Origin of the sequence: Bacillus sp. FSL R5-0286, assembly GCF_038593245.1 — a bacterium.
GTDB lineage: Bacteria > Bacillota > Bacilli > Bacillales > Bacillaceae > Bacillus > Bacillus altitudinis.
In genome coordinates this window covers 3,754,831-3,779,964 of record NZ_CP151977.1, presented here as the reverse complement: position 1 = coordinate 3,779,964, position 25,134 = coordinate 3,754,831, and the positions used below count along the sequence as shown (strand labels likewise).

The 25,134-nt window shown below is 40.8% G+C and carries 27 protein-coding genes; 23 read left to right on the top strand and 4 right to left on the bottom strand.

Annotation, left to right across the window (positions count from 1 at the left end; translation table 11 throughout):
- Window positions 1–620: 620 nt before the first annotated feature.
- The 11 genes from rpmH (at window position 621) to NST24_RS19445 (ending at window position 10,963) form a co-directional block, all read left to right on the top strand.
- Window positions 621–755, top strand: coding sequence for a 50S ribosomal protein L34 (gene rpmH, locus NST24_RS19495; protein ID WP_008360908.1), 135 nt, complete (start codon window positions 621–623; stop codon window positions 753–755).
- A 78-nt stretch (window positions 756–833) separates the two neighbouring features.
- The gene (rnpA, locus tag NST24_RS19490; protein WP_008347592.1) at window positions 834–1,193 is read left to right on the top strand and encodes a ribonuclease P protein component; all 360 of its coding nucleotides are present in this window, start codon (window positions 834–836) and stop codon (window positions 1,191–1,193) included.
- Window positions 1,194–1,351: 158 nt separating this feature from the next.
- Entirely contained in the window at window positions 1,352–2,134 is a 783-nt protein-coding gene (spoIIIJ, locus tag NST24_RS19485) for a YidC family membrane integrase SpoIIIJ (protein WP_089374159.1), read from the top strand.
- Entirely contained in the window at window positions 2,131–2,754 is a 624-nt protein-coding gene (jag, locus tag NST24_RS19480; RefSeq protein ID WP_041508099.1) for an RNA-binding cell elongation regulator Jag/EloR, read from the top strand. The genes spoIIIJ and jag overlap by 4 nt, the downstream gene beginning before the upstream one ends.
- 402 nt (window positions 2,755–3,156) lie before the next feature.
- Window positions 3,157–4,536 carry a tRNA uridine-5-carboxymethylaminomethyl(34) synthesis GTPase MnmE gene (gene mnmE / locus NST24_RS19475; protein WP_039169035.1) on the top strand — a complete coding sequence of 460 codons (1,380 nt, stop codon included), beginning with the start codon at window positions 3,157–3,159 and terminating at the stop codon, window positions 4,534–4,536.
- Between the two features lie 17 nt (window positions 4,537–4,553).
- Window positions 4,554–6,440 (top strand): tRNA uridine-5-carboxymethylaminomethyl(34) synthesis enzyme MnmG, encoded by a 1,887-nt coding sequence (gene mnmG / locus NST24_RS19470; protein ID WP_039169033.1) that lies wholly within the window; start codon window positions 4,554–4,556, stop codon window positions 6,438–6,440.
- 13 nt (window positions 6,441–6,453) lie between these two features.
- Window positions 6,454–7,173 (top strand): 16S rRNA (guanine(527)-N(7))-methyltransferase RsmG, encoded by a 720-nt coding sequence (gene rsmG, locus NST24_RS19465; protein WP_007497477.1) that lies wholly within the window; start codon window positions 6,454–6,456, stop codon window positions 7,171–7,173.
- Between the two features lie 105 nt (window positions 7,174–7,278).
- Window positions 7,279–8,154 (top strand): nucleoid occlusion protein, encoded by an 876-nt coding sequence (noc, locus tag NST24_RS19460; protein WP_024718432.1) that lies wholly within the window; start codon window positions 7,279–7,281, stop codon window positions 8,152–8,154.
- Window positions 8,155–8,282: 128 nt separating this feature from the next.
- Complete coding sequence (locus NST24_RS19455) at window positions 8,283–9,116, top strand: YiiX/YebB-like N1pC/P60 family cysteine hydrolase (protein ID WP_256688896.1); 834 nt, start codon at window positions 8,283–8,285, stop codon at window positions 9,114–9,116.
- A 238-nt stretch (window positions 9,117–9,354) separates the two neighbouring features.
- The gene (soj, locus tag NST24_RS19450; protein WP_008360890.1) at window positions 9,355–10,116 is read left to right on the top strand and encodes a sporulation initiation inhibitor protein Soj; all 762 of its coding nucleotides are present in this window, start codon (window positions 9,355–9,357) and stop codon (window positions 10,114–10,116) included.
- On the top strand, window positions 10,109–10,963 hold the full coding sequence (locus NST24_RS19445; protein ID WP_342462158.1) for a ParB/RepB/Spo0J family partition protein: 855 nt from the start codon (window positions 10,109–10,111) through the stop codon (window positions 10,961–10,963). Before soj ends, NST24_RS19445 begins: the two co-directional genes overlap by 8 nt.
- 25 nt (window positions 10,964–10,988) lie before the next feature.
- Here the strand turns inward: NST24_RS19445 and yyaC are convergent, their stop codons facing one another.
- Window positions 10,989–11,615: a spore protease YyaC gene (gene yyaC, locus NST24_RS19440; RefSeq protein ID WP_025208343.1), complete on the bottom strand. Its 627-nt coding sequence runs from the start codon at window positions 11,613–11,615 to the stop codon at window positions 10,989–10,991.
- A 72-nt stretch (window positions 11,616–11,687) separates the two neighbouring features.
- On the opposite strand from yyaC, the gene NST24_RS19435 reads away from it, so the two are divergent.
- Window positions 11,688–12,743, top strand: coding sequence for a hypothetical protein (locus NST24_RS19435; protein WP_079919768.1), 1,056 nt, complete (start codon window positions 11,688–11,690; stop codon window positions 12,741–12,743).
- 25 nt (window positions 12,744–12,768) lie between these two features.
- Here the strand turns inward: NST24_RS19435 and NST24_RS19430 are convergent, their stop codons facing one another.
- Both NST24_RS19430 and NST24_RS19425 read right to left on the bottom strand, forming a co-directional pair.
- Complete coding sequence (locus NST24_RS19430) at window positions 12,769–13,179, bottom strand: hypothetical protein (RefSeq protein ID WP_007497462.1); 411 nt, start codon at window positions 13,177–13,179, stop codon at window positions 12,769–12,771.
- A gap of 15 nt (window positions 13,180–13,194) precedes the next feature.
- Window positions 13,195–14,514: a hydrolase gene (locus NST24_RS19425; protein WP_342462157.1), complete on the bottom strand. Its 1,320-nt coding sequence runs from the start codon at window positions 14,512–14,514 to the stop codon at window positions 13,195–13,197.
- A gap of 294 nt (window positions 14,515–14,808) precedes the next feature.
- Here NST24_RS19425 and NST24_RS19420 point away from each other — a divergent pair, with 294 nt between their 5' ends.
- From NST24_RS19420 to wrbA, 10 genes are all read left to right on the top strand, one after another.
- Window positions 14,809–15,015, top strand: a complete 207-nt coding sequence (locus NST24_RS19420; protein WP_342462156.1) for a DUF951 domain-containing protein — start codon at window positions 14,809–14,811, stop codon at window positions 15,013–15,015.
- A gap of 215 nt (window positions 15,016–15,230) precedes the next feature.
- Window positions 15,231–16,331: a redox-regulated ATPase YchF gene (ychF, locus tag NST24_RS19415; protein ID WP_007497458.1), complete on the top strand. Its 1,101-nt coding sequence runs from the start codon at window positions 15,231–15,233 to the stop codon at window positions 16,329–16,331.
- Between the two features lie 108 nt (window positions 16,332–16,439).
- Entirely contained in the window at window positions 16,440–16,727 is a 288-nt protein-coding gene (rpsF, locus tag NST24_RS19410) for a 30S ribosomal protein S6 (RefSeq protein ID WP_008347557.1), read from the top strand.
- Between the two features lie 36 nt (window positions 16,728–16,763).
- Window positions 16,764–17,306 (top strand): single-stranded DNA-binding protein SsbA, encoded by a 543-nt coding sequence (gene ssbA / locus NST24_RS19405; RefSeq protein WP_007497456.1) that lies wholly within the window; start codon window positions 16,764–16,766, stop codon window positions 17,304–17,306.
- Window positions 17,307–17,347: 41 nt separating this feature from the next.
- Window positions 17,348–17,587, top strand: coding sequence for a 30S ribosomal protein S18 (gene rpsR, locus NST24_RS19400; protein ID WP_008347556.1), 240 nt, complete (start codon window positions 17,348–17,350; stop codon window positions 17,585–17,587).
- Between the two features lie 199 nt (window positions 17,588–17,786).
- The gene (locus tag NST24_RS19395) at window positions 17,787–18,752 is read left to right on the top strand and encodes an ABC transporter ATP-binding protein (protein ID WP_342462155.1); all 966 of its coding nucleotides are present in this window, start codon (window positions 17,787–17,789) and stop codon (window positions 18,750–18,752) included.
- A complete protein-coding gene (locus tag NST24_RS19390) occupies window positions 18,745–20,262 on the top strand; it encodes an ABC transporter permease/substrate-binding protein (protein WP_249855475.1) in 1,518 nt (505 codons plus the stop codon). The genes NST24_RS19395 and NST24_RS19390 overlap by 8 nt, the downstream gene beginning before the upstream one ends.
- 191 nt (window positions 20,263–20,453) lie before the next feature.
- Window positions 20,454–21,425: a ring-cleaving dioxygenase gene (locus NST24_RS19385; protein ID WP_172793269.1), complete on the top strand. Its 972-nt coding sequence runs from the start codon at window positions 20,454–20,456 to the stop codon at window positions 21,423–21,425.
- On the top strand, window positions 21,422–22,033 hold the full coding sequence (locus NST24_RS19380; protein ID WP_342462154.1) for an alpha/beta hydrolase: 612 nt from the start codon (window positions 21,422–21,424) through the stop codon (window positions 22,031–22,033). The genes NST24_RS19385 and NST24_RS19380 overlap by 4 nt, the downstream gene beginning before the upstream one ends.
- A gap of 59 nt (window positions 22,034–22,092) precedes the next feature.
- On the top strand, window positions 22,093–22,716 hold the full coding sequence (wrbA, locus tag NST24_RS19375; protein WP_045034926.1) for an NAD(P)H:quinone oxidoreductase: 624 nt from the start codon (window positions 22,093–22,095) through the stop codon (window positions 22,714–22,716).
- 48 nt (window positions 22,717–22,764) lie between these two features.
- On the opposite strand, the gene katX is transcribed toward wrbA, so the two are convergent.
- Complete coding sequence (gene katX / locus NST24_RS19370) at window positions 22,765–24,354, bottom strand: catalase KatX (protein WP_342462153.1); 1,590 nt, start codon at window positions 24,352–24,354, stop codon at window positions 22,765–22,767.
- A 106-nt stretch (window positions 24,355–24,460) separates the two neighbouring features.
- Here katX and NST24_RS19365 point away from each other — a divergent pair, with 106 nt between their 5' ends.
- Window positions 24,461–25,120 carry a hypothetical protein gene (locus NST24_RS19365; RefSeq protein WP_060832808.1) on the top strand — a complete coding sequence of 220 codons (660 nt, stop codon included), beginning with the start codon at window positions 24,461–24,463 and terminating at the stop codon, window positions 25,118–25,120.
- The last annotated feature ends 14 nt before the right edge of the window (window positions 25,121–25,134 follow it).

Sequence of the window (25,134 nt, the reverse complement as noted above, 5' to 3'; positions counted from 1 at the left end):
AAGGCTTCTCCCCCCTCCTTTTCTTTTTAAAATGACCAGTATCAAACTGTTATAGAACACGAAAAAGAGCAAATGGTCATCACCATTCGTGCACATACTTTGTTGAAAACAATTAATATAGTAGAAAAACGTCTTTTCGACAAATTACACAGGTTGTGGATAAACAATTCAACAAGCTGTGTAATAACTTTCCACAGGTTATCCACAAATTGTGGATAAAATAAATAGGCCAGATAAGTAATTAAGAGTTAAAACACAAATATAATATCAAAATAAACAAGATGGTGCAATGGGTGTCACAAACTTATCCACACACTTTACATCCTGTTGAAAAATAATTATCCACATAGGTTATTTGTGTGAAAAAAATGTCGATAATGGATGTGGATAGTCAAAATATGCTGGAAAAATATCCACAACCTTGTTTTGAAGGTTTTTTTGAAGGAAAAAAAGAATAAAATGCTGGAAACTAAAAAAGAAGGTTTCTTCACTTGATAACTTGTGTTATGCTTATAAGGTTGATAATAAGAGTTTTATCATTGATATTGACAATCGATGGGTTACACAAATATAATGAGTTAGACTGTCTTAAACAGCTATTCCTCAGGGAGGTGTCATAAATGAAAAGAACGTTTCAACCAAATAACCGTAAGCGTAGTAAAGTTCATGGCTTCCGCAGCCGTATGAGTTCTAAAAACGGACGTCTAGTTTTAAAGCGACGCCGCAGCAAAGGTAGAAAAAAATTATCAGCTTAGGCCACTGAATAATGTCAGTGGTCTTTTTTACATAAAATCGTAAATGAACTGTCAGTTTTTATCGGAGTGGAAGAAAACATGAAGAAGCGAAACAGGCTAAAAAAAAATGAAGAGTTTCAAACAGTGTTCAAAAAAGGTCAATCAATGGCTAATCGCCAATTCGTCATTTATCAGCTGGACCAACCAAATCAAGAAGAACTGCGTTTAGGATTGTCTGTCAGTAAGAAGATAGGTAATGCAGTGATAAGAAACCGGATTAAACGATTGATCCGTCAGGTGTTCTTAGAGGAAGGTCATAAGCTAAAGCAAGAAAAAGACTACATTGTTATCGCACGAAAACCAGCAAGCGAATTGACCTTTGAAGAAACAAAGAAGTCTCTCCAGCATTTATTTAGAAAATCCGCTGTTTATCAACAACAACCGAAAAAGTCTTCGTAATAGAAACTTTCGTTGAATCAATTTTTAAAAGCGCTTCCTTCATCTAGTGAATTAAAATGAAACCACCACTTTGTAATGAAAAAATGTTACCATACTGATTAGGTGAGTCACTTTCGTAATCAATTCCAACTTAAATAAAGTTTGAAGTAATGGGAGGAATCTTGTTGAAAAGGCGATTATTACTAATATTTAGCTTGATTGGCGTGTTGGTTCTATTGGCAGGATGTACACAAATCAATGAACCAATCACATCAGATAGTAAGGGATTCTGGAATTCTTACATTGTATACCCGCTATCTCAATTAATCACTTACATGGCAAACTTAACTGGTGAAAACTATGGTGTAGCGATTATTATTGTAACTCTTTTAATTCGTTTGCTCATTTTACCATTAATGATTAAACAATTAAGAAGTACAAAAGCAATGCAAGCACTTCAGCCAGAACTAAAGAAGCTTCGTGAAAAATATAGTTCAAAAGATCAAAAAACACAGCAGCAGCTTCAACAGGAAACAATGGCTCTTTTCCAAAAGAATGGTGTAAATCCATTAGCAGGGTGTTTCCCAATCTTAATTCAAATGCCAATCTTAATTGGTTTTTATCATGCGATCATGAGAACAGCTGAAATCAAGAAACATACTTTCTTATGGTTTGACTTAGGCAGTCCAGATCCATTATTCCTGTTACCGATTATTGCAGGTGTAGCTACTTTTATACAGCAGAAGCTAATGATGGCTGGAAATCCTTCGGACAACCCTCAAATGGCGATTATGCTTTGGGTGATGCCGATTATGATCATTGTATTTGCAATCAGTTTCCCAGCGGCACTTTCACTGTACTGGGTTGTAGGTAACATTTTCATGATCATTCAAACTTTGGTCATTAAAACACCTCAAGTAAAAGTTGATACAAAAGAAAAAGCTGGCGGGAACAAAAAATGAAGGAAATAACTGCTGTCGGTCGCACAGTCGAAGAAGCAGTAGATTCCGGACTGAAACAAATTCAACTACTACAAGAAGAAGTGGATATCACAATAGTAGATGAAGGAAACAAAGGTTTTTTAGGATTATTTGGTAAAAGACAAGCTGTTGTCAAGTTAGTAGAAAAGCGAGATGCGCTCAAATTAGCAACACAGTATTTAGATAAAATTGTTAAATCAATTGATCCTAAAGCAAACATTGTTTCGAAAAAAGAAACGAAAAAGATCTCTTTTCACATTGATGGAGACAAAACTTCATTAATGATTGGAAAAAGAGGACAAACATTGTACTCTTTAGAAACCTTGGTGCAGTTAGTGTTTAATCGTTATTCTGATCAGTATCATCATATTACAATTGATATTGGAGATTATAGGAAGAAACGACAAGAAGCACTTGAACAATACGCAATCAAAACGGCAAATCGTGTTTTAAAAACGAAGAGAAAGGTTCATTTAGAACCGATGCCTTCGAATGAACGAAAAGTCGTTCATGATACGATTGCAGCATTTTCTAAAGAACTTGCCACGGCATCCGAAGATACAGGCACCAAGCGTCATGTTGTGGTGCTGTATAAAAAATAGCAGAAAGGCTAAGATTCAGCAAAGCTGGATTTTAGTCTTTTTTTATTGAAAAATTACCTTTTAATAGTAGATTTCTCCTTTATTTCTAAAAAGTTAGTGTGTTATTTAGATCGAAAACGTCATTTTCCCTTAGTTGCAAAGGGAGAAGGGCGTTTTAATTTATTGGATTTAGGTGTAAGATGTGAAGACAAGTTTAGAACGTCGTTATTCACATGTGGATAAGTTAAGTGTTAAAATAGACAGGGTGCAAAACTGTGGATAATTAAATGTAGGCTACTTTCGCATCGCATGCATTTATGGTATCTTTAAATTTTGGATTAAGCGTTTTTGATATAGAGATGGACAACGTCCATTTAATAGATATAAGACTGTCTATTGAATAGAGAAAGAGGTGAATGAGCGGTGGATACAATTGCAGCAATTTCTACACCAATGGGTGAAGGGGCAATTGCCATTATACGTTTAAGTGGGCCTGATGCAGTTCAGATTGCTGATCGCATGTATAAGGGGCCTAAGGAGAAAAAACTTGTATCAGTGGATTCTCATACAATTCATTATGGTCATATTGTAGATTCAAGTACCGAGCAAGTGATAGAAGAGGTCATGGTGTCTGTATTAAGAGCGCCAAAAACATTTACGAGAGAAGACGTTATTGAGATCAACTGCCATGGCGGAATTGTCACGGTCAATAAAGTCTTGCAGCTTGCTTTAAAAGAAGGAGCGAGATTAGCGGAGCCAGGTGAGTTTACAAAACGTGCTTTCCTAAATGGAAGAATCGACTTGTCACAAGCAGAAGCCGTAATGGACTTGATTCGTGCAAAAACTGACCGTGCGATGAATGTCGCAATTACTCAAATGGAGGGACGTCTCTCCGGTTTGATTAAACGTCTTCGTGGTGAGATATTGGAGACACTTGCCCATGTAGAAGTGAATATTGATTATCCAGAGTATGACGATGTGGAAGAAATGACACATCGAGTCTTAGTTGAAAAGGCGACATCTGTGAAAAAGGAAATTGAATCGCTTCTAACGACTTCACAGCAGGGGAAAATCCTACGTGAGGGCTTATCTACTGTTATTATTGGAAGGCCAAATGTTGGGAAGTCTTCCTTATTAAATAGTCTTGTTCAGGAAACAAAGGCGATTGTGACCGATATTCCTGGAACAACCAGAGATGTCATCGAGGAATATGTGAATGTAAGAGGAGTACCGCTCCGTTTAGTAGATACTGCGGGTATACGTGAGACTGAAGACATTGTTGAGCGTATTGGGGTCGAGCGATCAAGACAGGTCTTAAAAGAAGCTGACCTGATTTTACTTGTGCTCAATTATAGTGAAGAGTTATCTGAAGAAGATATTAAGCTATTTGAGGCTGTCTCAGGTATGGATATTATTGTGATTGTCAATAAGACAGATCTTGAGCCTAAACTTGATGTAGAAAAGGTAAAAGAGTTAGCGAAGGATCGTCCGGTTGTTACAACATCTTTATTACAAGAAAAAGGGATTGATGAGCTTGAAATGGCCATTCAATCTTTATTCTTCACAGGCTCAATTGAAAGTGGAGATTTAACGTATGTGAGCAATACTAGGCATATTGCGCTCCTTCAAGAAGCAAAACAATCGATTGAAGATGCTCTAGAAGGAATTGAAATGGATGTACCGATCGACATTGTTCAAATAGATTTAACACGCTGCTGGGAGCAGCTAGGTGAAATTATTGGGGATGCTGTTCATGAAAGCTTAATCGATCAGTTATTCTCTCAATTCTGTTTAGGAAAGTAAAGGGAGGAACAAAAGAAATGGGTTATGAAGCTGGCCAATATGATGTAATCGTCGTCGGTGCCGGTCATGCTGGTGTTGAGGCTGCTCTTGCTTCTGCAAGACAGGGCGCCAAAACACTTGTATTGACCATCAATCTCGATATGGTTGCTTTTATGCCATGTAATCCGTCCGTAGGAGGTCCCGCTAAAGGGATTGTCGTCAGAGAAATTGATGCGCTAGGCGGAGAAATGGCACGAAATATAGATAAGACACATATTCAAATGCGTATGCTGAATACTGGGAAAGGACCTGCTGTCCGTGCGTTAAGAGCGCAAGCAGATAAGTTTCAATATCAGCACGAAATGAAAAAAACAATGGAAAATGAACCAAACCTAACAATGCTGCAAGGGATGGTAGACCATTTAATTGTAGAAGATGATGAATGTAAAGGTGTTGTGACTCAAACAGGTGCAAATTATCGCGCGAAGTCTGTTGTTCTAACGACTGGTACTTTCTTAAAAGGCCGCATTATTTTAGGGGATCTTTCTTATTCAAGCGGTCCTAATAATCAGCAGCCTTCCATTAAATTATCGGATCATCTAGCAGAATTAGGATTCGATTTGGTTCGCTTTAAAACTGGGACACCACCTCGAGTAAACAGCCACTCGATTGATTATAGTAAGACAGAAATTCAACCAGGTGACGATGTACCACGTGCGTTTTCTTATGAAACTGTGGAATATATTACAGATCAATTACCATGCTGGTTAACATACACGAGTTTAGAGACTCATCAAATTATTGATGAGAATCTTCACCGTTCTCCTATGTATTCAGGTATGATTAAAGGAACAGGTCCTAGATACTGCCCGTCTATTGAAGATAAGGTGGTTCGTTTTAATGATAAACCGAGACATCAAATTTTCTTAGAGCCAGAAGGTCGTAATACGCAAGAAGTGTATGTTCAAGGTTTATCTACAAGTCTGCCAGAGGATGTACAGCAGCGAATGCTGTCAACCATTCCAGGGCTTGAAAATGTACAAATGATGCGAGCGGGTTATGCCATTGAGTATGATGCGATTGTGCCTACACAATTGTGGCCGACACTTGAGACGAAGAAAATTTCTGGATTATATACAGCTGGCCAAATTAATGGTACCTCTGGTTATGAGGAAGCAGCAGGTCAAGGAATTATGGCAGGTATCAATGCAGGAAGAAAAGCATTGGGTAAAGAAGAAGTCATTTTAAGCCGATCTGATGCATATATCGGTGTTCTCATTGATGATCTTGTCACGAAGGGTACAAATGAACCTTACCGTCTCTTAACCTCTCGTGCAGAGTATCGTTTACTTCTGCGTCATGACAATGCTGATTTAAGATTAACGGAACTTGGATATAACATTGGTTTAATTTCTGAAGAGAGATTCCAAGCATTCACACAGAAAAAAGAGGCTATTGAAGCAGAGAAAAAACGTTTATATTCTGTCATTATTAAACCTACAGCAGAGACACAGGAATATATCCGTTCTCTTGGTGGAAGTGAATTGAAGGACGGTATTCGCGCTAGTGATCTGATGAAGCGTCCAGAGATGAACTATGAATCTGTTGTGAAACTAGCTCCTGCTGACACACCGCTTCCTGCTGATGTGTGTGAACAGGTAGAGATTCAAATTAAATATGAAGGTTATATTGAAAAGTCGCTCCAACAAGTTGAAAAGCTGAAAAAGATGGAAAACAAAAAGATTCCGGATCGAATCGATTATGATGCCATCAAAGGGATTGCAACTGAAGCGAAGCAAAAGCTAAAAGAAGTCCGACCGCTTTCTGTTGCACAGGCTTCTCGTATTTCAGGCGTTAACCCTGCTGATATTTCTATCCTTTTAGTGTATTTGGAGCAGGGACGTATTGCGAAGATAGCAGAGTAGAAAGGATGTCGGCATGAACATTGAACAATTTACAGCAGCACTAGAGGAGAAAGGGATCACTCTTTCTCCAGTGCAGCTTGAACAATTTGAAACTTACTTCCATATGCTTGTAGAATGGAACGAGAAGATGAATTTAACGTCCATTACAGAAAAGGAAGAAGTATATTTAAAGCATTTTTATGACTCGATATCAGCAGCATTTTTTATTGATTTTCACAATGTGACAACAATTTGTGATATTGGAGCTGGTGCTGGTTTTCCAAGCATTCCTCTTAAAATTTGTTTCCCTCATCTACATGTGACCATTGTTGATTCTCTCCAGAAACGCATTACGTTTCTCAATGAGTTAGCAAAAGGGTTAAACTTACAAGATACTACTTTTTATCATGATCGTGCGGAGACCTTTGGACAACGTAAAGATCAACGTGAAAGCTATGACCTTGTCACCGCTAGAGCAGTTGCGCGCTTATCTGTCTTGAGCGAACTATGCCTGCCTCTTGTGAAAAAGGAAGGATTGTTTGTTGCATTAAAAGCATCTGCTGCAGATGAAGAGATGCAAGCAGGAAAAAAAGCCGTCACTGTCCTCGGAGGAGAGGTTGTTGAAAAGCACTCCTTTGTTCTTCCTTTAGAAGAAAGCGAACGGAACATCATTGTCATTGAAAAGAAAAAACAAACACCAAAAAAATATCCTAGAAAACCAGGAACACCTAATAAATCACCAATAGAGGGTTGATCATGTAAAAGGTCGGTTTTTCTTCAATATTTATGATTTTACAGAAGGAAAAAACATGAGAAAATAGAATTATAAAAAGGTAGTTTTTAAAGGTGGTGTAGGTTCATGAAGCATTCACTCTCACGCTTCTTCGGGCTTGGTGACAAAGAACATCCTGAGCGTGATACCGAAATAGAGGCAGAGATTGCTGAGCATGAAACATTAAAGGAAGAGATACAGGAGCTCCCGGTCGACACAATTATGCCTAACCGTTTTCAGCCACGCACCATTTTTTCAGAAGAAAAGATACAAGAGCTGGCCACAACCATTCATACCCATGGCATTATTCAACCGATTGTTGTTAGACCAACAGAAGAAGAAGGAAAATATGAACTGATCGCCGGCGAAAGACGTTGGAGAGCGGTACAAACTCTTCAATGGGAGAAGATCCCCGCTATTATAAAAGATTTTACTGATACGGAAACGGCATCTGTGGCATTGATTGAAAATTTGCAAAGAGAAGAGCTGTCTGCAATTGAAGAGGCTCATGCTTATGCACGTCTTTTAGAGCTTCATGATTTAACGCAAGAAGCACTTGCTCAGCGTTTAGGTAAGGGACAATCGACTGTTGCAAACAAACTAAGACTTTTAAAGTTGCCTGAAGAGGTACAGCAAGCCATTTTGGAGAAAAAAATCTCAGAGAGACATGCCCGTTCACTTGTACCTCTAAAGCTGCCAGAATTACAGATCACGCTGTTGCAGGAAATCATCGAAAAGCAGCTGAATGTGAAACAGACTGAAGAGCGTGTAGTGAAGATGCTTGAACAAAAAACAGATCGCAAACCGAAGCCGAAACGTAAGGCGTTTAGCCGAGATACGCGAATTGCGATGAATACCATTCGTCAGTCTCTCCACATGGTAGAAGACAGCGGACTTAAAATAAATACCGAGGAAGAAGAATTTGAGGAATATATCCAATTAACGATTCGAATTCCTAAATAGAAAGAAGCTGATGAGCATTACTCGTCAGCTTTTTTGTCTTTCTCTCCCTTCAATTCATGATATTTACTTATTATTGATTAATTGGTAAAATATGATTTTCATAGTAGAAGGGAGGTGACATATAACCGATGAAAATGAAAAAGACTATTTTTGCTATTATCTGTTATTTACTAATCTCTTTTTCTCTTTTTTCAAATGAAACGACTGTGTTTGCTGTGAGCACGTCAACGAATCATGAGACCCATTCAGCGGAAGAAACGATTACGAAAGAAGAACTGAGTACTCTGAAGAAACAAGGTGTGGTTTCGACAGATGTAACGGTTCAACAATTAAATCAAGAGCAAGCGTCTCAGGACGATGCGATCGATGTGATCACAGCTGATGATGATTTGGAGAACTATGGTTTAAGGCAAAACAAACAGGATGAAATGGTAACAGATGAAAGTCCGAATACCATTCGCCATCTTTTTGGTAAACCGTATCCTGGAACCGATATTATGCCTCAAAAAGGGGATATATTGGTGACGAGCACTGGAGCTTTAAATGGTTTAATTGGTCATGCAGGCATCGTCATTAATGAGAAAAGCTATGCATCCATTCCTGGGTTCCGGCAGCATCCAAATATTGATTCCATTCAAAGCTGGTTTCGCTATAGTGCCAATACAAAGGTGATTCGGATTAATCATCAGGAAAAGGCTGATTTAGCTGGGGATTGGGCGCACGATTACGTGAAAGACCATCCGAAGGCTCGATATTCGATCACTATGTCTATTCAATCTTTGGACCCTACATATTGTTCAAAGATTGTATGGCAGGCTTACGCGAAAACCGGGGACGCTGTTGGACATGCGACATTTACTATTAAAGCACCCTATGGTTTTTTGAAAAAGAAGAACTATAAAACAGTGACACCTAAAGTCATTGTAAGCGAAGGCCGAAAAATTGGCGGATTAAACTTTTGAATGTATCTCCCTCACTTTTCATGAAAAGTGGGGTTTTTTTGTCTCGTTATTTTCTTTTAAAAGATATATTAATATATCTTTTAAGCGCATTTTTATGCATCTATCCATGTACGGAAACACAGATTCATTCACGAATTTATAATGGGGGAACAAAAAAAGCAAACGTTTCATACTTTTTTTGATAGAATAGGAAGTATGAATGAATGAGAAACTTGTTAAGTTGAAAGTGGGTGACATCGTGGGGAAAATCATAGCGATTACCAACCAGAAGGGCGGCGTTGGGAAGACGACAACTTCTGTTAATTTGGGTGCGTGTTTAGCATACATAGGAAAACGAGTGTTGTTAGTTGATATTGATCCGCAGGGAAATGCCACAAGTGGTATTGGGATTGAGAAGGCCGACGTAGAGAAGTGCGTGTACGATATTTTAGTAGACGATGCAGATGTACTGGATGTGATTAAGACGACAGAGGTCGAAAATCTTGATGTCATTCCTGCGACGATACAGCTTGCAGGGGCGGAAATTGAGCTTGTGCCTACGATCTCACGTGAAGTGAGGCTGAAAAGAGCACTTGAATCTGTGAAGCAAAATTATGATTATATGATTATTGACTGCCCGCCATCACTTGGATTACTGACGATTAATGCGTTAACTGCATCCGATTCTGTTTTAATACCGGTTCAGTGTGAATATTATGCGCTTGAAGGATTGAGTCAATTGTTGAATACGGTTCGTCTTGTGCAGAAACATTTAAATACCGACCTTGCCATTGAAGGTGTCTTACTGACAATGCTGGATGCAAGAACAAACCTTGGAATCCAAGTCATCGAAGAAGTAAAAAAATACTTTAGAGATAAAGTCTATCAGACTGTGATTCCGAGAAATGTGAGACTAAGTGAAGCGCCTAGTCATGGGAAACCTATTATCTTGTATGATCCACGTTCAAGAGGTGCAGATGTCTATTTAGACTTAGCAAAGGAAGTGGATGCGAATGGCTAAAGGTCTTGGAAAGGGTATTAATGCGCTATTTAACAATGTGGATTCCAATGAAGAAACTGTTGAAGAAATTAAGTTGAAGGATTTGCGCCCGAACCCTTATCAGCCAAGGAAAACGTTTGATGATGATGCCTTGTCTGATCTCAAAGAATCGATTCAGCAGCATGGTGTTTTACAGCCGATTATTGTTCGTAAATCGATTAAAGGATATGACATTGTCGCAGGAGAACGCCGTTTCCGTGCAGCACAACAAGCTGGTTTAACAACGATTCCTGCGATCGTCAGAGAATTTTCAGAAACACTGATGAGGGAAATCGCTCTTTTAGAAAACTTACAGCGCGAGGATTTATCTCCATTAGAGGAAGCGGAAGCCTATGCCTCCTTATTAGATCACTTAAGTGTGACTCAAGAGGAATTAGCCAAGCGGTTAGGCAAAAGCAGACCGCATATTGCGAACCACCTTCGTCTATTAACATTACCAGATGAAGTACAAAAGCTGATTGCGGATGGAACATTATCCATGGGACATGGACGCACGCTGCTTAGTTTGAAAAACAAAAAGAAGCTGGCGCCATTGGTAAAGAAGGTCGTGGGCGAAGGATTGAATGTCCGTCAGGTTGAGAAACTTGTTCAGCAATTAAATGAAAATGTTCCACGTGAAACAAAGAAAAAAGAAGCACCAAAGGATCGCATGTTGAAAGAAAGAGAATCTTTCTTACAAAATTACTTTGGTACTTCAGTGACGATCAAAAAACAGAAGAAAAAAGGGAAAATTGAGATTGAATTTCTCTCAAATGAAGATTTAGAAAGAATCCTTGAATTGCTTTCTACGAGAGAATCATCGGAATGACCATCTTGATATGAGATGGTCTTTTTTATATTCTTCCCGTGATATTTTGAATAGGGGTGAAGAGAGAACGGCTTTTTTCTCTCGTCCAATCCATTTGATCAATGTGGGATAGACTTTCAGAAAGTGTATTGGCCATAGACATTACAAGATGAAGACGTGTGTTTTGGAGAACGAAGTATTCCATAAAACCGCTCACGTTGACGATTCCATTAATATGAATATTGCCTACTTCTGGCAGCTCTTTTTGCACACCTGCACCGGGCTTTAACGGTCCTTCTCCAATTTGAAACGATCCTACACTTTTCACTCTACCTAAACAGGCATCAACGGCTACGATAAATGGGTGTTTATGAGCTTGTTCAATTTCAGCGAGCTTTTCCTTTAAATTGACCGCATGCACTGGGTCAGAGAGAGTGCCGTATACATGCAGCTTTTTTAAATCAAGACTTGAAAGCTTTGTTCCTACAAGTGGACCTAGAGAGTCACCGGTTGATCGGTCTGTTCCTATGCAGACGATGGCAACGGGTCTTTTTCCTGCTTTCTGGAGATGCGAGAATAAAATACTTTTAAGCTGCTGAATGGCATTTGTATCCGTATGGGACACGTATTCTTTCACCCTATTTCTTAAAAAAAGACCGTTCTTGCTATTCATAGGTCTCACTTCCTTGTCATAGTAGTTAGTATCAGTATACGGAAACAAGCTTAATTCTATACCTATGAGGTGATGATTGTGTGGAAGGCTGGTTCAAGGTGGACGCTTTTAATTTTAGGAAGCTTGATAGGAGCGGGATATGCCTCCGGTCAAGAAATTTGGCAGTTTTTTGGCCTTGATAGCGGACTAGCCATTCTACTGTTTACGCTCATGTTTATGCTGTCTACCTATGTGGTGTTAAAAATCAGTTATGAGGTTCGTGCCGATCATTTTGTGCCGGTGTTAGAGCGTCTTGTAGGTCCTTGGCTGGCCAAGGTGTATGATATTTTAATTGTTCTTTATCTATTCACGACAACAACAGTTATGATTGCCGGTGGTGGGGTGACACTTGAGATGTATCATGTGCCATTTTGGGTTGGAATCGGTGCATTTTGTTTATTCTCATTTATGATTTTTTTCTGGGATGTGAAAGGTCTCTTATCTGTGAATGCTTTCATTATACCAATTTTGGTGGCGGGGCTCATCTATGCGTTTGTTTTTTATTATATGAATCATGATCATATGTGGAGAATTGATTTTGGCCAGCAATACAATTGGCCTGCCAGTATCGTCTTTGCTTCTTTGAATATATTATCTGTTGTGGCGGTGCTGTCTTCAGTGGGGAAAGAAATGAAGGGGCTTGGAGAGGCCAAGGTTGCGAGTATATTAAGCGGTTTGATTTTTGGTGTCATTTCTTATGTGTATAACGAAATACTAGTTGATATTTCTGGGAGTCTTTCAGCAGAGGGGATTCCTTTGTTTACAGTATTAGAGGGGGCACCAACATCATTGTTTGTGTTTATGACCATTGTTCTTTGTTTAGCGATTTATACAACAACCGCTGCGGGATTATTTGGTTTATCCAGCCGCATGCTCTCTTTTGTACGAATGCCCCGCTGGTTCATTGTATTCATCATGCTTCTTTTGATGGCACCTTTAACCTCTCTTGGATTTGCTGATTTGATTGCTTTCTTGTATCCGATTTACAGCTTGCTCAATCTTTATTTGCTTGTCTGTTTAATGCTGTATCCGATTTTAAGTAAAAAGATATTTTTCCGGTCTAAAAATTATACTGATAAAATAAAATAAACACCTCTCTTTCAAAGAGAAGTGCTTATTTTATCCGAATGGAATCAATCGCTTCCTTGATATCGTCATATACAGGCATGTGCTGGAGACGCTGCATGCGTTCCTCTATTTCTGAGATAGCTTGTCCCTTTAAATGCTGGGATACATGCTGTTTGACAATGGTTGTCTGGTTCATCATGTCTTCTGTTTTGGACAATTGGTACTCCAAGTGCATGCGTGTGTTTGCCAATTCATCGTGAAGCCGCATTTTCAGCAATCGCTTTAAATCTTTTCGTTGTCCTTCTCTGCGCATGGCCTGAATAGCGGCAATTTCTTCAGGTGATTGCGATTGTGTTTGTGGTGCAGATTGACTTTCGAATACAGACATGGAGCGGCGGGCACTCACATTTTGCAAGAAACGCTGGGCGTCACTAGGAGGTTTATTTTGATTGATCATATGGCAACTCCTTTCTTAACGAATACCCATTTGCATCGCAAGGCGTCTATCTGCCTTGGCATAGTCATCACCCATTGTGTACATATGTCTTGAAAGGGTGGAAAGTTCTTGTTCGTAGTCTCTCAAGGTGTACAAGGCATTCAGTTGTTTTTCATGAGAATAAAAGGATGATTGCGGCTGCTCCATCCTTACTTCCTCTAACAGTGCTTCTACATCGCTATGGGTTAATAAATCATAGTGACCAAAGCCGACAAGTCCTTTCAGTTCTTGTTTTACATGATGGACGGCATCTTTTACACTATCATCAATTCCATCTATTTTCTCAAATACAGTGTGTACTTCATGTTCAATAATACTTTGTAGATCATAAGATGAATTTTTTAGTAAATGGGATTTTATGATAATTTCAAGCCCGCTTTGTGCATATGCACGGCCTGAATGGATTTCTTGTAAAAGCATCGCTGTAAAACTTGTATTGTGATCAAGCTGTTCATCTAAAATACGAGCGGTTCCATTCGAATGGAATGAATACCCATTCACTTTAAACTCTCCTGAAACGAGAGCTAAAAATGCATTTGTATCAAATGATTCGTTCCATTCTATATTCATTGATGCAAAAGCTGATCTTAAAAAGGTGTCAATTTCTCTTGGTTTATATTTTATGGATTCTTGGACCGATCCCTGCTCCCGGGGCGGTACGGTGTACTTGACTTGTCCAACTCCATGATCATGGCGATTGAGTAAACCTACATAATGATTGGGTTGAATATATTCTGTGAGAACATGGGTGTATTTTCCTTCTACTGCTTTTTGCTGAATGGAAGGTGCCAGGCTGCTCCATATATTTGGGCTATCGAATGTGATAGCTTTTTTGACAGCTGGCTGTTCTGTTGCAATATAAGCACAAACAGCACCGGCAAGCGCTTGTCCAGTGAGATAGATGGTTGCATTCGGGTGCTTCTGACAGACGTCCTCGATGTATTCCTTCCCTTTAAAAAAGACATGATCTTGTTTTCCGGCTAAGGATTTTCTTTCAATGGGGTAGGCATAATCCGTTTTTAACAATGATTGGGTAGCCGTTTGAACATCTTGTGTCGATGTCACCGTCATTTGTTTTGGCAGAGGACAGTGAAACGCGACAATGAACTCATCTGACTGTTCCTGCTGCATCGTTAAACCATATAATTGATGATCTATTTTCAGAAAATCGTTGACAGTGAGCGTATGCTGACCTACTTCTATCGTATGGTTCTGCTGGTAATTCTCTGAGTTTCCAGCGTGATCGGATATGATTTTATAATCTTTGTCGGTTAATCTATCCTTTCGATTGACCATCGTACCTGCTCCCTCACATAACATTTATGCAGATATCATAAATCAAAAAATATGGAAAAACCACAGCGTTCTACCAATAAAAACCTTTTGACCTACAGTGTTTGTGACAATATTGAAAAAAAGCGTAGTTTAAGTAACTATTGGTCACAAATAAAATGATCTAAAAGAAGGGTTTTTTCTATAAAAAAGAACGGGATTGATACATGACAGCGGCTCTTTATTTTGTGCATTGCTCTCCATCGGCGTTTTTTTGTACAATAGATTTAATGAAGTGAGCAAGAGAGGTGAATGCTGATGGCAGACAAAGATTTTGGGTTACATGACGTCGTTGAAATGAAAAAACCCCATCCATGTGGTGCCAATCGGTGGAAAGTCATTCGTTTGGGCATGGATATTCGTATTAAATGCGAAGGGTGTGGGCACAGCGTGATGATCCCAAGAAGAGATTTTGAACGAAAAATGAAGAAAATTCTCGTCAAGCATGAGGAGCCAACTGCTTAAGTAGGCCTCATGCTTTTTTGATGAAATTTGTCTTTTGTTCAGAGAAACAGATGCAATTTCTTATTTTAAAGCTCCGATTTAGTCTTTTTGGTAATGTTTCTTCTATTGAAAATGCATGATGGTTAGCTTGTCTTTTCATGTAAACCTACTTATAATTGCTCTAGGTTCATATTACGCAGTATAACGAGCACGTTTCATATAGAGGAGATGAAAGAATGGCTTTAACAGCTGGTATTGTTGGCTTACCTAACGTCGGGAAGTCAACGCTATTTAATGCAATTACACAGGCTGGAGCGGAGTCTGCTAACTATCCGTTCTGTACCATTGATCCAAACGTCGGAATTGTAGAAGTTCCAGACGAGCGTTTGCAAAAACTGACAGAATTAGTGCAGCCAAAAAAGACAGTTCCGACTGCTTTCGAATTCACTGATATTGCTGGTATTGTGAAAGGTGCATCTAAAGGAGAAGGTTTAGGGAATAAATTCCTTTCTCACATTCGTCAAGTAGATGCAATCTGTCACGTGGTGAGAGCTTTTGCTGATGATAACATTACACATGTGTCAGGTAAGGTTGACCCAGTGTCAGATATTGAAACGATTAATTTAGAATTGATTTTGGCTGATCTAGAAACGGTTGAAAAGCGTTTAACTCGTGTGAGTAAGCTTGCGAAACAAAAAGATAAGGAAGCGGTAGCCGAATTTGATATTTTAGAAAAGCTGAAGGATGCATTTGAAGCTGGAAAATCTGCAAGATCGGTTGAATTTACAGATGAGCAGCAGAAGCTTGTGAAGCAGCTTCATTTACTCACGTCAAAACCTATTCTGTATGTAGCAAATGTGAGTGAGGACGAAGTAGCAGATCAGGACGGAAACGAATATGTACAGCAAATTCGTGAGTTTGCATCTGGCGAAAACGCTGAAGTCATCGTTGTTTGTGCGAAGATTGAGTCTGAAATTGCAGAGCTTGAAGGAGAAGAGAAGCAAATGTTCCTTGAAGAGCTTGGCATTAAAGAATCAGGTCTAGATCAGCTGATTAAAGCGTCTTATTCACTTCTAGGTTTAGCTACGTATTTCACAGCAGGTGAGCAAGAAGTACGTGCTTGGACATTTAAAAAAGGAATGAAGGCACCAGAATGTGCTGGAATCATTCATACGGACTTCGAGCGTGGATTTATTCGTGCTGAAACGGTTGCTTATGAAGATTTACTAGCTGGCGGAAGTATGTCTGCTGCAAAAGAAGCAGGAAAAGTTCGTTTAGAAGGTAAAGAATATATAGTGAAAGATGGAGACGTCATTCATTTCCGTTTTAACGTATAGGTTCTTGTCATAGGCCAAGTAATTTGTTATAATATACAATTGTGAGTAATATAATTTATTGCTCCTTGCCCGTATAGGGCCGCTTAGACCAAAAGGAGGTGCAATCAGATGAGAAAGTACGAAGTTATGTACATCATCCGCCCAACAGTTGACGATGAGGCTAAAAAAGCAGTTATCGACCGTTTTAATAACGTGTTAACTTCTAACGGTGCGGAGATCACTGGAACAAAGGATTGGGGTAAACGTCGTCTTGCATACGAAATCAACGATTTCCGTGAAGGCTTCTACCAAATCGTAAACGTTCAATCTGACGCTGCAGCAGTTCAAGAATTTGACCGCTTAGCTAAGATCAGTGACGATATCATTCGCCACATTGTTGTTAAAGAAGAAGAATAAATCATTGAAATATATATTTAAAGGTGGTCTTTCAATATGCTAAACCGTGTTGTATTGGTCGGAAGACTAACAAAAGACCCTGAGCTTCGCTACACGCCTAATGGTGCGGCTGTAGCCACGTTTACTCTAGCTGTGAATCGTACGTTTACGAATCAATCTGGAGAGCGTGAAGCCGATTTCATTAACTGTGTTACTTGGAGAAGACAAGCCGAGAACGTGGCTAATTTCTTGAAAAAAGGAAGTCTTGCCGGTGTAGACGGTCGCTTGCAGACAAGAAACTATGAAAACCAGCAAGGACAGCGTGTCTTCGTGACAGAAGTTCAAGCTGAAAGTGTTCAATTTCTTGAGCCTAAAAGCGGCGGTGCTGGTTCAGGTGGATACAGCGGCGGTGGCAATAGCGGAGGCCAGTATTATGGCGGCAGCCAAAATGATCAGAATCCATTTGGAAATGAACCAAGTCAAAATCCATATGGCAATCAAAACAACCAAAATCGTAATCAGGGAAATAGCTTCAATGATGACCCATTTGCGAATGATGGTAAACCGATTGACATCTCCGATGATGATTTGCCATTCTAATTGATCTGAAAAAAATGACCAAAGGAAAGGTGTGAAAACAAATGGCAGGTGGACGCAGAGGCGGTCGTGCGAAACGTCGTAAAGTATGTTTCTTTACTTCTAACGGAATCACGCACATCGATTACAAAGATGTTGATCTTCTTAGAAAGTTTGTTTCTGAGCGTGGTAAAATTTTACCTCGTCGTGTAACAGGAACTAGCGCTAAGTATCAACGTAAATTGACATTAGCGATTAAAAAATCACGTCAAATGGCATTACTTCCATACGTTACTGGTGAGTAAGTCGTTGACTTAAAAGCGAAGGGCCTTGAGCTCTTCGCTTTTTTTATTTGTCTCACTTTTATGAGAAAGTCGTTTCTGGCAGTCTAACTAGGGGAAGTATGTAAAAAGAGAGTCAACGTGACAGTTTGTTCTATACAAATACTAGCTTAATCTGTCATATTGGTATTTTAAAATATACTTGCAGTCAGGGCGTGGGAAGATGATTGAATTTAAGAATGTATCGATGCAATTTTCTGATGACCGCTATGCCGTTCAATCTGTTGATTTGGAGATTCAGAAAGGTGAATTTTTTGTATTGATTGGACCTAGTGGAAGCGGGAAAACGACGACTTTGAAAATGATCAATCGTCTCATCTCTTCTACAGAAGGTGAGATTTACATAAAGGGTCGAACCATCAGCGATTATGATATTTATGAGCTGCGCTGGGATATTGGTTATGTGCTTCAGCAAATAGCGTTGTTCCCTCATATGACCATAGAAGAGAATATTGCTGTAGTGCCAGAGCTGAAACAATGGAAGCGGACTGAGACGAATCAGCGTGTTGATGAGTTGATGTTCATGGTGGGGCTTGAGCCTGCTACCTATCGACATCGAAAGCCAGCAGAGCTTTCAGGAGGACAGCAGCAGCGAGTCGGCGTAGCACGGGCACTTGCTGCTGATCCTGAGATTGTCCTAATGGATGAACCTTTTAGTGCGTTAGATCCACTGACGAGAGAGAAATTACAAGATGATCTGCTTGAGTTACAGCGCCGTATTCAAAAGACCATCGTTTTTGTGACACACGATATGCAGGAAGCCATGAAGCTTGGGGATCGGATATGTGTGATGAATGAAGGAAAAGTAGTGCAGGTTGGACGCCCAGAGGAATTGATTCAGCATCCAGTGAATCCATTTGTGCGGGAGTTTACTTCAGGAGCTGCCCGTCATGTAGACCATCAAGCATTTGAGCTGACAACTATTTCTCAGCCCATGCCTCAAGATGATCTGTTAGGCGATGAAGCGGTCTCCATCCATGCGACGCTGGAAGAGGTTCTATCTCGACTGGCAGAGCATGAAGAGCTTGTTGTTGAGAAGGATGGGGAACGGATCGGACTCATCACTCGTCAAGCGGTGATTCAGTATTTAGCCGGTACTTCTGCTGAGAGGGGCGAGACACATGAATGAATGGACCAGTGTGTTATGGGCTCGAAAAGATCAGCTCGGACACGCCTTACTTGAGCATATTCAAATTTCCTTCATTGCGTTATTTCTAGCGATTTTGATTGCCATTCCATTAGGGATTTATTTAACGAGAGTCCCTAAGATAGCAGAATGGATCATTGGGGTGACGGCTGTCTTGCAGACAATTCCGTCTTTGGCGCTGCTTGGACTGCTGATTCCTCTCGTTGGGATTGGTCAAGTGCCCGCAATTATCGCTCTTGTCGTCTATGCTCTTCTTCCTATTTTAAGGAACACATATACAGGCATTCGTGAGGTCGATCCGTCGCTGCGGGAAGCGGCGCTCGCTATGGGAATGAATCACCGCAAACGCTTATTAAAAGTAGAACTCCCTCTTGCTATGCCTGTGATCATGGCAGGTATCCGAACGGGGATGGTCCTCATTGTAGGGACAGCCACTCTTGCAGCTCTTATTGGGGCAGGTGGATTAGGGAGTCTGATTCTGCTTGGAATTGATCGAAATGATATGTCGTTGATCATCATTGGTGCTATTCCAGCTGCATTACTTGCGCTCTTATTTGATGTGGTCTTGCGGACACTTGAGAAAATCTCCTTTAAAAAAACCGTGATCTCTGTGACGGTCTTTGCTGTAATAGCAGGAGCAGTTGTCGCTGCCCCATTGCTGTTTCAACAAGAAAAGAAAGAGATCACCATTGGAGGGAAGCTGGGGTCAGAGCCTGAAATTTTGATCTCCATGTATAAGCTTTTAATTGAGCAGGATACAGATATCCAAGTCAATCTTAAGCCTGGTCTTGGTAAGACGTCCTTTGTTTTTCAAGCACTGCGATCTGGTGATATTGACATCTATCCTGAATTTACAGGGACAGCGATTTCTGAATTTCTGAAAGAAACAGCGAAAAGCACGGATAAGGAAAAAGTGTATGAGCAAGCGCGTCAAGGTTTGGCGTCATCCTTTCAGCTTCAGCTTCTTCAGCCGATGGCTTATAACAATACATATGCTTTAGCCGTGCCTCAATCACTAGCGGATCAATATGATTTATCAAAGATTTCAGATCTGGGTCAAATCAAGAATCGTATACGTGCTGGCTTTACTTTAGAGTTTTCTGATCGTCAGGATGGATATTTAGGCATTCAAAAAGCTTATCAGTTTTCTTTTGGCGATGTGGTCACGATGGAACCGAAACTTCGATATCGAGCCATTCAAAAAGGGAATATTCAGTTGGTCGATGCGTATTCGACAGACAGTGAATTGAGACAATACAAGTTGAAGGTGCTTGATGATGACAAGCATGTTTTCCCGCCCTATCAAGGAGCGCCCTTGCTAAGACAGGAGACATTAAAAGAGTATCCTGAGATTGAGGCCTCTCTCAACAAGCTCGCTGGTCAAATTACAGATGATGAGATGAGAGAAATGAATTACGAAGTCAATGTGAAGGGGAAAGATGCATTTCAAGTAGCTGAAGCCTATTTAAAAAAGAAAAAATTGCTTCAATAATCAAGGGGAAGCAGGTCTGCTATATATAAAGCGGCCTGCTTTTTGAAAAGAAAAAAACAAAAATCATTGACATCTATTTCAAAAAAGAATATCCTTAATTCGAGATAAATATATTTTTTGATCATATATCTCGAATTCGAGATAATATAAAAGCATCAGTCAAGACATAATGAGTAGGGACATGTTACGTCATGAAGAGGAGGTCATTAGAAGTGAAGAAAACAGAAGGAATTCACCATATCACAGCAATTGTTGGTCATCCTCAGGAGAACGTTGATTTTTATGCAGGTGTTTTAGGTCTGCGTCTCGTGAAAAAGACCGTCAATTTTGATGATCCAGGCACATACCATTTATATTTTGGAAATGAAGGAGGTTCTCCAGGTACCATTATTACGTTTTTCCCTTGGCCAGGTGCACAAAAGGGACAAATTGGAGCAGGTCAAGTAGGTGTGACAACATATGTCGTACCGACCGGTGCCTTCTCTTTTTGGAAGGAACGCCTTGAGCAGTTTGACGTTTCTTATGAAATGATTGAACGCTTTGGTGAGGCCTTTCTCTCATTTGAAGATCCGCACGGTTTATTGATAGAACTTGTAGAGCGTGAAGAAGGAAAACAGAATGACTGGACATTTAATGGGGTGACACCAGAAGTAGCGATTAAAGGGTTTGGCGGAGCTGTTTTATTAACTTCACAGCCTGAGCAAACGATGCAGCTGCTAGAGCAAACGATGGGACTTGAAAAAGTCGGCACAGAAGGAGATTATGTGAGATTCCGTTCGTTTGGAGAAATCGGCAATGTCATTGATGTGAACAAGACACCTGTTGCACGAGGACGTATGGGCGTGGGTGTTGTACATCATATTGCGTGGAGAGCAACAGATGATCAGGATCAATTAGATTGGCAAAGCCATATTGCGCAAAGCGGATATCAAGTGACGCCTGTGCAAGATCGAAATTATTTCAATGCGATTTATTTTAGAGAGCTTGGCGGCATATTATTTGAGATTGCGACCGATCCTCCAGGGTTTGCACACGATGAGTCTGTGGAAACGATGGGTGAAGCGTTGAAACTGCCACCGCAATATGAGGCGCAGCGTAGTCAAATTGAACAAATCGTGCTGCCGATTGAGGTAAGAGAAATCAAAGGGAAAGGAGATTCATGATGAAGCATCTTTTTCAAAAAGGAAAGAATGAACAAAAGCCTGTCCTCCTCATGCTGCATGGAACTGGCGGGACAGAGCATGATTTATTGCCGCTTGCAGAAGTGGTAGACCCAGAAGCATCTGTTCTTAGTGTGAGAGGAAATGTATCAGAAAACGGCATGCCGCGTTTTTTCAGGCGTTTGGCAGAGGGTGTTTTTGATGAGCAAGATTTAATTGAGCGTACAGAGGAATTATATACATTTATCGGGGAAGCAGCAAATAAGTATGGATTTGATCGTCACAATGTGGTAGCCATCGGCTATTCAAACGGGGCGAACATTGCTGGAAGTCTGTTATTCCATTACGGAGATGCGCTGAAAGGAGCGATCCTGCATCATCCAATGGTCCCAAGACGAGGGGTTTCATTACCTTCATTAGCGGGGAAACAAGTCTTTATAGCAGCTGGTGAAAATGACCCAATGTGCCGTCCTGAGGAATCTCAGGAACTGGAGCAACTGCTTCAGGAGGCGGGAGCATCCGTAACGCTTCATTGGGAAAATCGTGGACATCAGCTAACGAGAGAAGAAGTCGATGCTGCGGCATTGTGGTATCGTCGTCAATTTAAATAAGGTGGGGAATACAGGTGGGATTTTTACAGAAGCTATTTGGACAAACCAAACAAAAGGAGATGGAACAAGTGGAAAACGTAAAACTAGCGATTATTTATTATAGTTCAACAGGTACAAACTATCAGATGGCAAAATGGGCTGAGGCTGGAGCGAAAGAAGCTGGTGCTGAAGTCAAAATTTTAAAGGTTCCTGAATTGGCACCAGAAGCCGTTGTTGCATCAAATCCAGCATGGAAAGCACATTTAGATGAAACAAAAGATGTCCCTGAGGTTCAGTTAAGTGACTTAGAGTGGGCAGATGCCATTATTTTCAGCATGCCGACACGTTTCGGTAACTTACCGGCTCAAATGAAGCAATTCTTAGACACAACAGGCGGTTTATGGTTCCAAGGGAAACTAGCAAACAAAGCAGTGAGTGCGATGACATCTGCACAAAACCCAAATGGCGGACAGGAGCAGACAGTTCTGAGCCTTTATACAACGATGTTCCACTGGGGAGCCATTATTGCCGCTCCTGGATACACGGATGATTCCCTATACGGCGCAGGGGGTAACCCTTACGGTGTGAGTGTGACTGTTGACCAAAATGGAAAGATCCAAGAGGATGCAGAAGCAGCCGCAAAACATCAGGCGAAACGTACAGTGAATGTAGCAGAATGGATCAAAAAAGGTCAAAATGCATAATAGATGTATACAAAAAGAATGCAGCCACTCCGCTGCATTCTTTTTTCATTAATAAGGATCTGAAGGTGTGCTATTGTTGATCGCATCGTTGACAGCTTGTGCCGCGCCTGTTGATCCAATGGGTCCGCTTGGCTCCTCTTGTTTGAAGGCTTTTAAACCATCGGCCACACGTTTTCCATAGTCAGGATCAGCTTTTGTGAAGTTTTCGATCATTTGGTCTTGGATGTCTTTTTGACAGGTAGCTAAGGTGTTGACTAAGTTTTTAATCAGTTCCTCACGTTCCCAATCATTGAAGCGGCGATAGGTTTCTCCGGCTTGTCCGAAATTGTTCGGGCGGTCAATGGCTTCTCGCTTGACTTCACCCTCTACAAAAGGCGTATGATCCTTTCCATCTTGCTGTGCTTCTTTTAATCCCCCGAGAATGGACGGTTCATAATTCACATGGGGGTTTTGTCCTTTTCCTTGATCCACATGATATTCCATTTGCCCATCTCGCTGATTGGTGGCAACATGCTTTTTCGGTGCATTGATCGGCAGCTGTAAATAATTTGGCCCGACTCGATATCGCTGCGTATCAGAGTATGAGAAGGTACGTCCTTGCAGCAATTTATCATCTGAGAAATCTAATCCGTCTACAAGAACCCCCGTCCCAAAGGCAACCTGTTCCACTTCTGCAAAATAATTTTCTGGATTTTTGTTTAGCACCATTCGTCCGATCGGTTTCCATGGATAGTCATCCTTGTACCAGAGCTTTGTCGGATCGAGTGGATCAAAGTCTAGATGGGGGTGGGTGTCATCTTCCATGATTTGCGCGTATACTTCCCATTCAGGATGATCCCCTTGTTCAATGGCTTCATATAAATCCTGTGTGGCATGATTAAAGTTTTCCCCTTGAATGTCTTGGGCTTGTTCTTGTGTCAGGTTGCGAATCCCCTGCTTCGGTTCAAAGTGATATTTGACCAGTACTGCTTTTCCTTCATGATTCACCCATTTATAGGCATGGACGCCAGAGCCTTGCATGTGCCGGTATGTGGCAGGAATGCCCCATGGCGAGAAGAGAAATGTCACCATATGTGTTGCTTCAGGTGATTGTGAAACGAAATCAAAAATGCGCTCGCCATCCTGACGATTGGTGACAGGGTCAGGCTTAAAGGCATGAACCAAATCAGGGAATTTCAAAGCATCTCGAATAAAGAAAATTTTGAGGTTGTTCCCAACGAGATCCCAGTTGCCGTCTTCTGTATAAAATTTGATCGCAAATCCCCGCGGATCGCGTAAAGTTTCTGGTGAATGTCCGCCGTGAATAACAGAAGAGAATCGAACGAAGACAGGGGTCTTTTTTCCTTTCTCTTGAAATAATTTGGCTCTTGTATAAGTGGAAATGGGTTCGTCACCGAATGTACCGTAGGCTTCAAAGTATCCGTGTGCGCCGGCACCTCGTGCGTGAACGACACGTTCAGGGATGCGTTCACGATCAAAATGACTGATTTTCTCTAGGAAATCGTAGTTTTCAAGCGTAGTCGGCCCTCTATTCCCAACGGTTCTCATGTTTTGATTATCTGTTACCGGGTGACCTTGTCGATTCGTCAAGGTTTCTTCTGACTCTGAAGATGATGTAGGCTGTTGATCTTCTTTCAAGGTAGAATCCCTCCTTCAATATCTCCCTAACAATATGGTCATGTTGCTCCCTATTTCATACAAGGATTGATATAATGAGTGAAAACTTTTATGAGGAGCGGACCTAATGATTCGATTACACTGCCTTCACGCACATCCATCTAATATTTCTTACATTGACGACGCTTTCTATGACACAGGATTTGATCTGCATCACATCGTCGATTCATCATTTATGGAACGAGCCAAACAAGATCCAGCATTTGATCTTGAGCAGCAGCAAACCTATGCCATCAACAGACTCATGCAAGAAGGAGAGGCTGATCTTGTTTTATTAACGTGTACACAATACATTGCGGCTTTGGGGGAGCAGCAGCACCTGTTCAAACAACCAATTGTTCCGATAGATGAGCCGTTATTTGAGCAGATTTGTGAGCGAGAGGGTCCGCTTCAGCTGGTGTTTTCAAACCCAGATACAGTAGAAGGAACGATGAAGCGACTGTCTTCATATGTAAAAGAGCGGGGAAAGCAGTTGAAGGCAGAAGTGGTTGTGCTAGAGGATGTCTTTCATCTTTGCTTGAACGGTGATATACAAGCCTACCATGAGCGAATCATGGAACAGTTAAGGCAATCTGTGAAGCAGCAGCATGGAGATATTTGTGTGATGCAGCTCTCGATGGTTCACGCTGCAAAGCAGGTGGAGCAGGAAACAGGAGTGTCCATCATTCATCCGCTATCACCACTCAAACCATTTGTTTATCAAAAAATAACGGCTTTAAAAGAGTGAACCCGTCAGGTTCG

Coding starts and splice junctions, on each gene's coding strand:
- rpmH (WP_008360908.1), top strand. CDS start 621: ATGAAAAGAACGTTTCAACCAAATAACCGTAAGCGTAGTAAAGTTCAT.
- rnpA (WP_008347592.1), top strand. CDS start 834: ATGAAGAAGCGAAACAGGCTAAAAAAAAATGAAGAGTTTCAAACAGTG.
- jag (WP_041508099.1), top strand. CDS start 2,131: ATGAAGGAAATAACTGCTGTCGGTCGCACAGTCGAAGAAGCAGTAGAT.
- mnmG (WP_039169033.1), top strand. CDS start 4,554: ATGGGTTATGAAGCTGGCCAATATGATGTAATCGTCGTCGGTGCCGGT.
- rsmG (WP_007497477.1), top strand. CDS start 6,454: ATGAACATTGAACAATTTACAGCAGCACTAGAGGAGAAAGGGATCACT.
- noc (WP_024718432.1), top strand. CDS start 7,279: ATGAAGCATTCACTCTCACGCTTCTTCGGGCTTGGTGACAAAGAACAT.
- NST24_RS19455 (WP_256688896.1), top strand. CDS start 8,283: ATGAAAATGAAAAAGACTATTTTTGCTATTATCTGTTATTTACTAATC.
- NST24_RS19445 (WP_342462158.1), top strand. CDS start 10,109: ATGGCTAAAGGTCTTGGAAAGGGTATTAATGCGCTATTTAACAATGTG.
- yyaC (WP_025208343.1), bottom strand. CDS start 11,615: ATGAATAGCAAGAACGGTCTTTTTTTAAGAAATAGGGTGAAAGAATAC.
- NST24_RS19435 (WP_079919768.1), top strand. CDS start 11,688: ATGATTGTGTGGAAGGCTGGTTCAAGGTGGACGCTTTTAATTTTAGGA.
- NST24_RS19430 (WP_007497462.1), bottom strand. CDS start 13,179: ATGATCAATCAAAATAAACCTCCTAGTGACGCCCAGCGTTTCTTGCAA.
- NST24_RS19425 (WP_342462157.1), bottom strand. CDS start 14,514: ATGGTCAATCGAAAGGATAGATTAACCGACAAAGATTATAAAATCATA.
- NST24_RS19420 (WP_342462156.1), top strand. CDS start 14,809: ATGGCAGACAAAGATTTTGGGTTACATGACGTCGTTGAAATGAAAAAA.
- ychF (WP_007497458.1), top strand. CDS start 15,231: ATGGCTTTAACAGCTGGTATTGTTGGCTTACCTAACGTCGGGAAGTCA.
- rpsF (WP_008347557.1), top strand. CDS start 16,440: ATGAGAAAGTACGAAGTTATGTACATCATCCGCCCAACAGTTGACGAT.
- ssbA (WP_007497456.1), top strand. CDS start 16,764: ATGCTAAACCGTGTTGTATTGGTCGGAAGACTAACAAAAGACCCTGAG.
- rpsR (WP_008347556.1), top strand. CDS start 17,348: ATGGCAGGTGGACGCAGAGGCGGTCGTGCGAAACGTCGTAAAGTATGT.
- NST24_RS19395 (WP_342462155.1), top strand. CDS start 17,787: ATGATTGAATTTAAGAATGTATCGATGCAATTTTCTGATGACCGCTAT.
- NST24_RS19390 (WP_249855475.1), top strand. CDS start 18,745: ATGAATGAATGGACCAGTGTGTTATGGGCTCGAAAAGATCAGCTCGGA.
- NST24_RS19385 (WP_172793269.1), top strand. CDS start 20,454: ATGAAGAGGAGGTCATTAGAAGTGAAGAAAACAGAAGGAATTCACCAT.
- NST24_RS19380 (WP_342462154.1), top strand. CDS start 21,422: ATGATGAAGCATCTTTTTCAAAAAGGAAAGAATGAACAAAAGCCTGTC.
- wrbA (WP_045034926.1), top strand. CDS start 22,093: ATGGAACAAGTGGAAAACGTAAAACTAGCGATTATTTATTATAGTTCA.
- NST24_RS19365 (WP_060832808.1), top strand. CDS start 24,461: ATGATTCGATTACACTGCCTTCACGCACATCCATCTAATATTTCTTAC.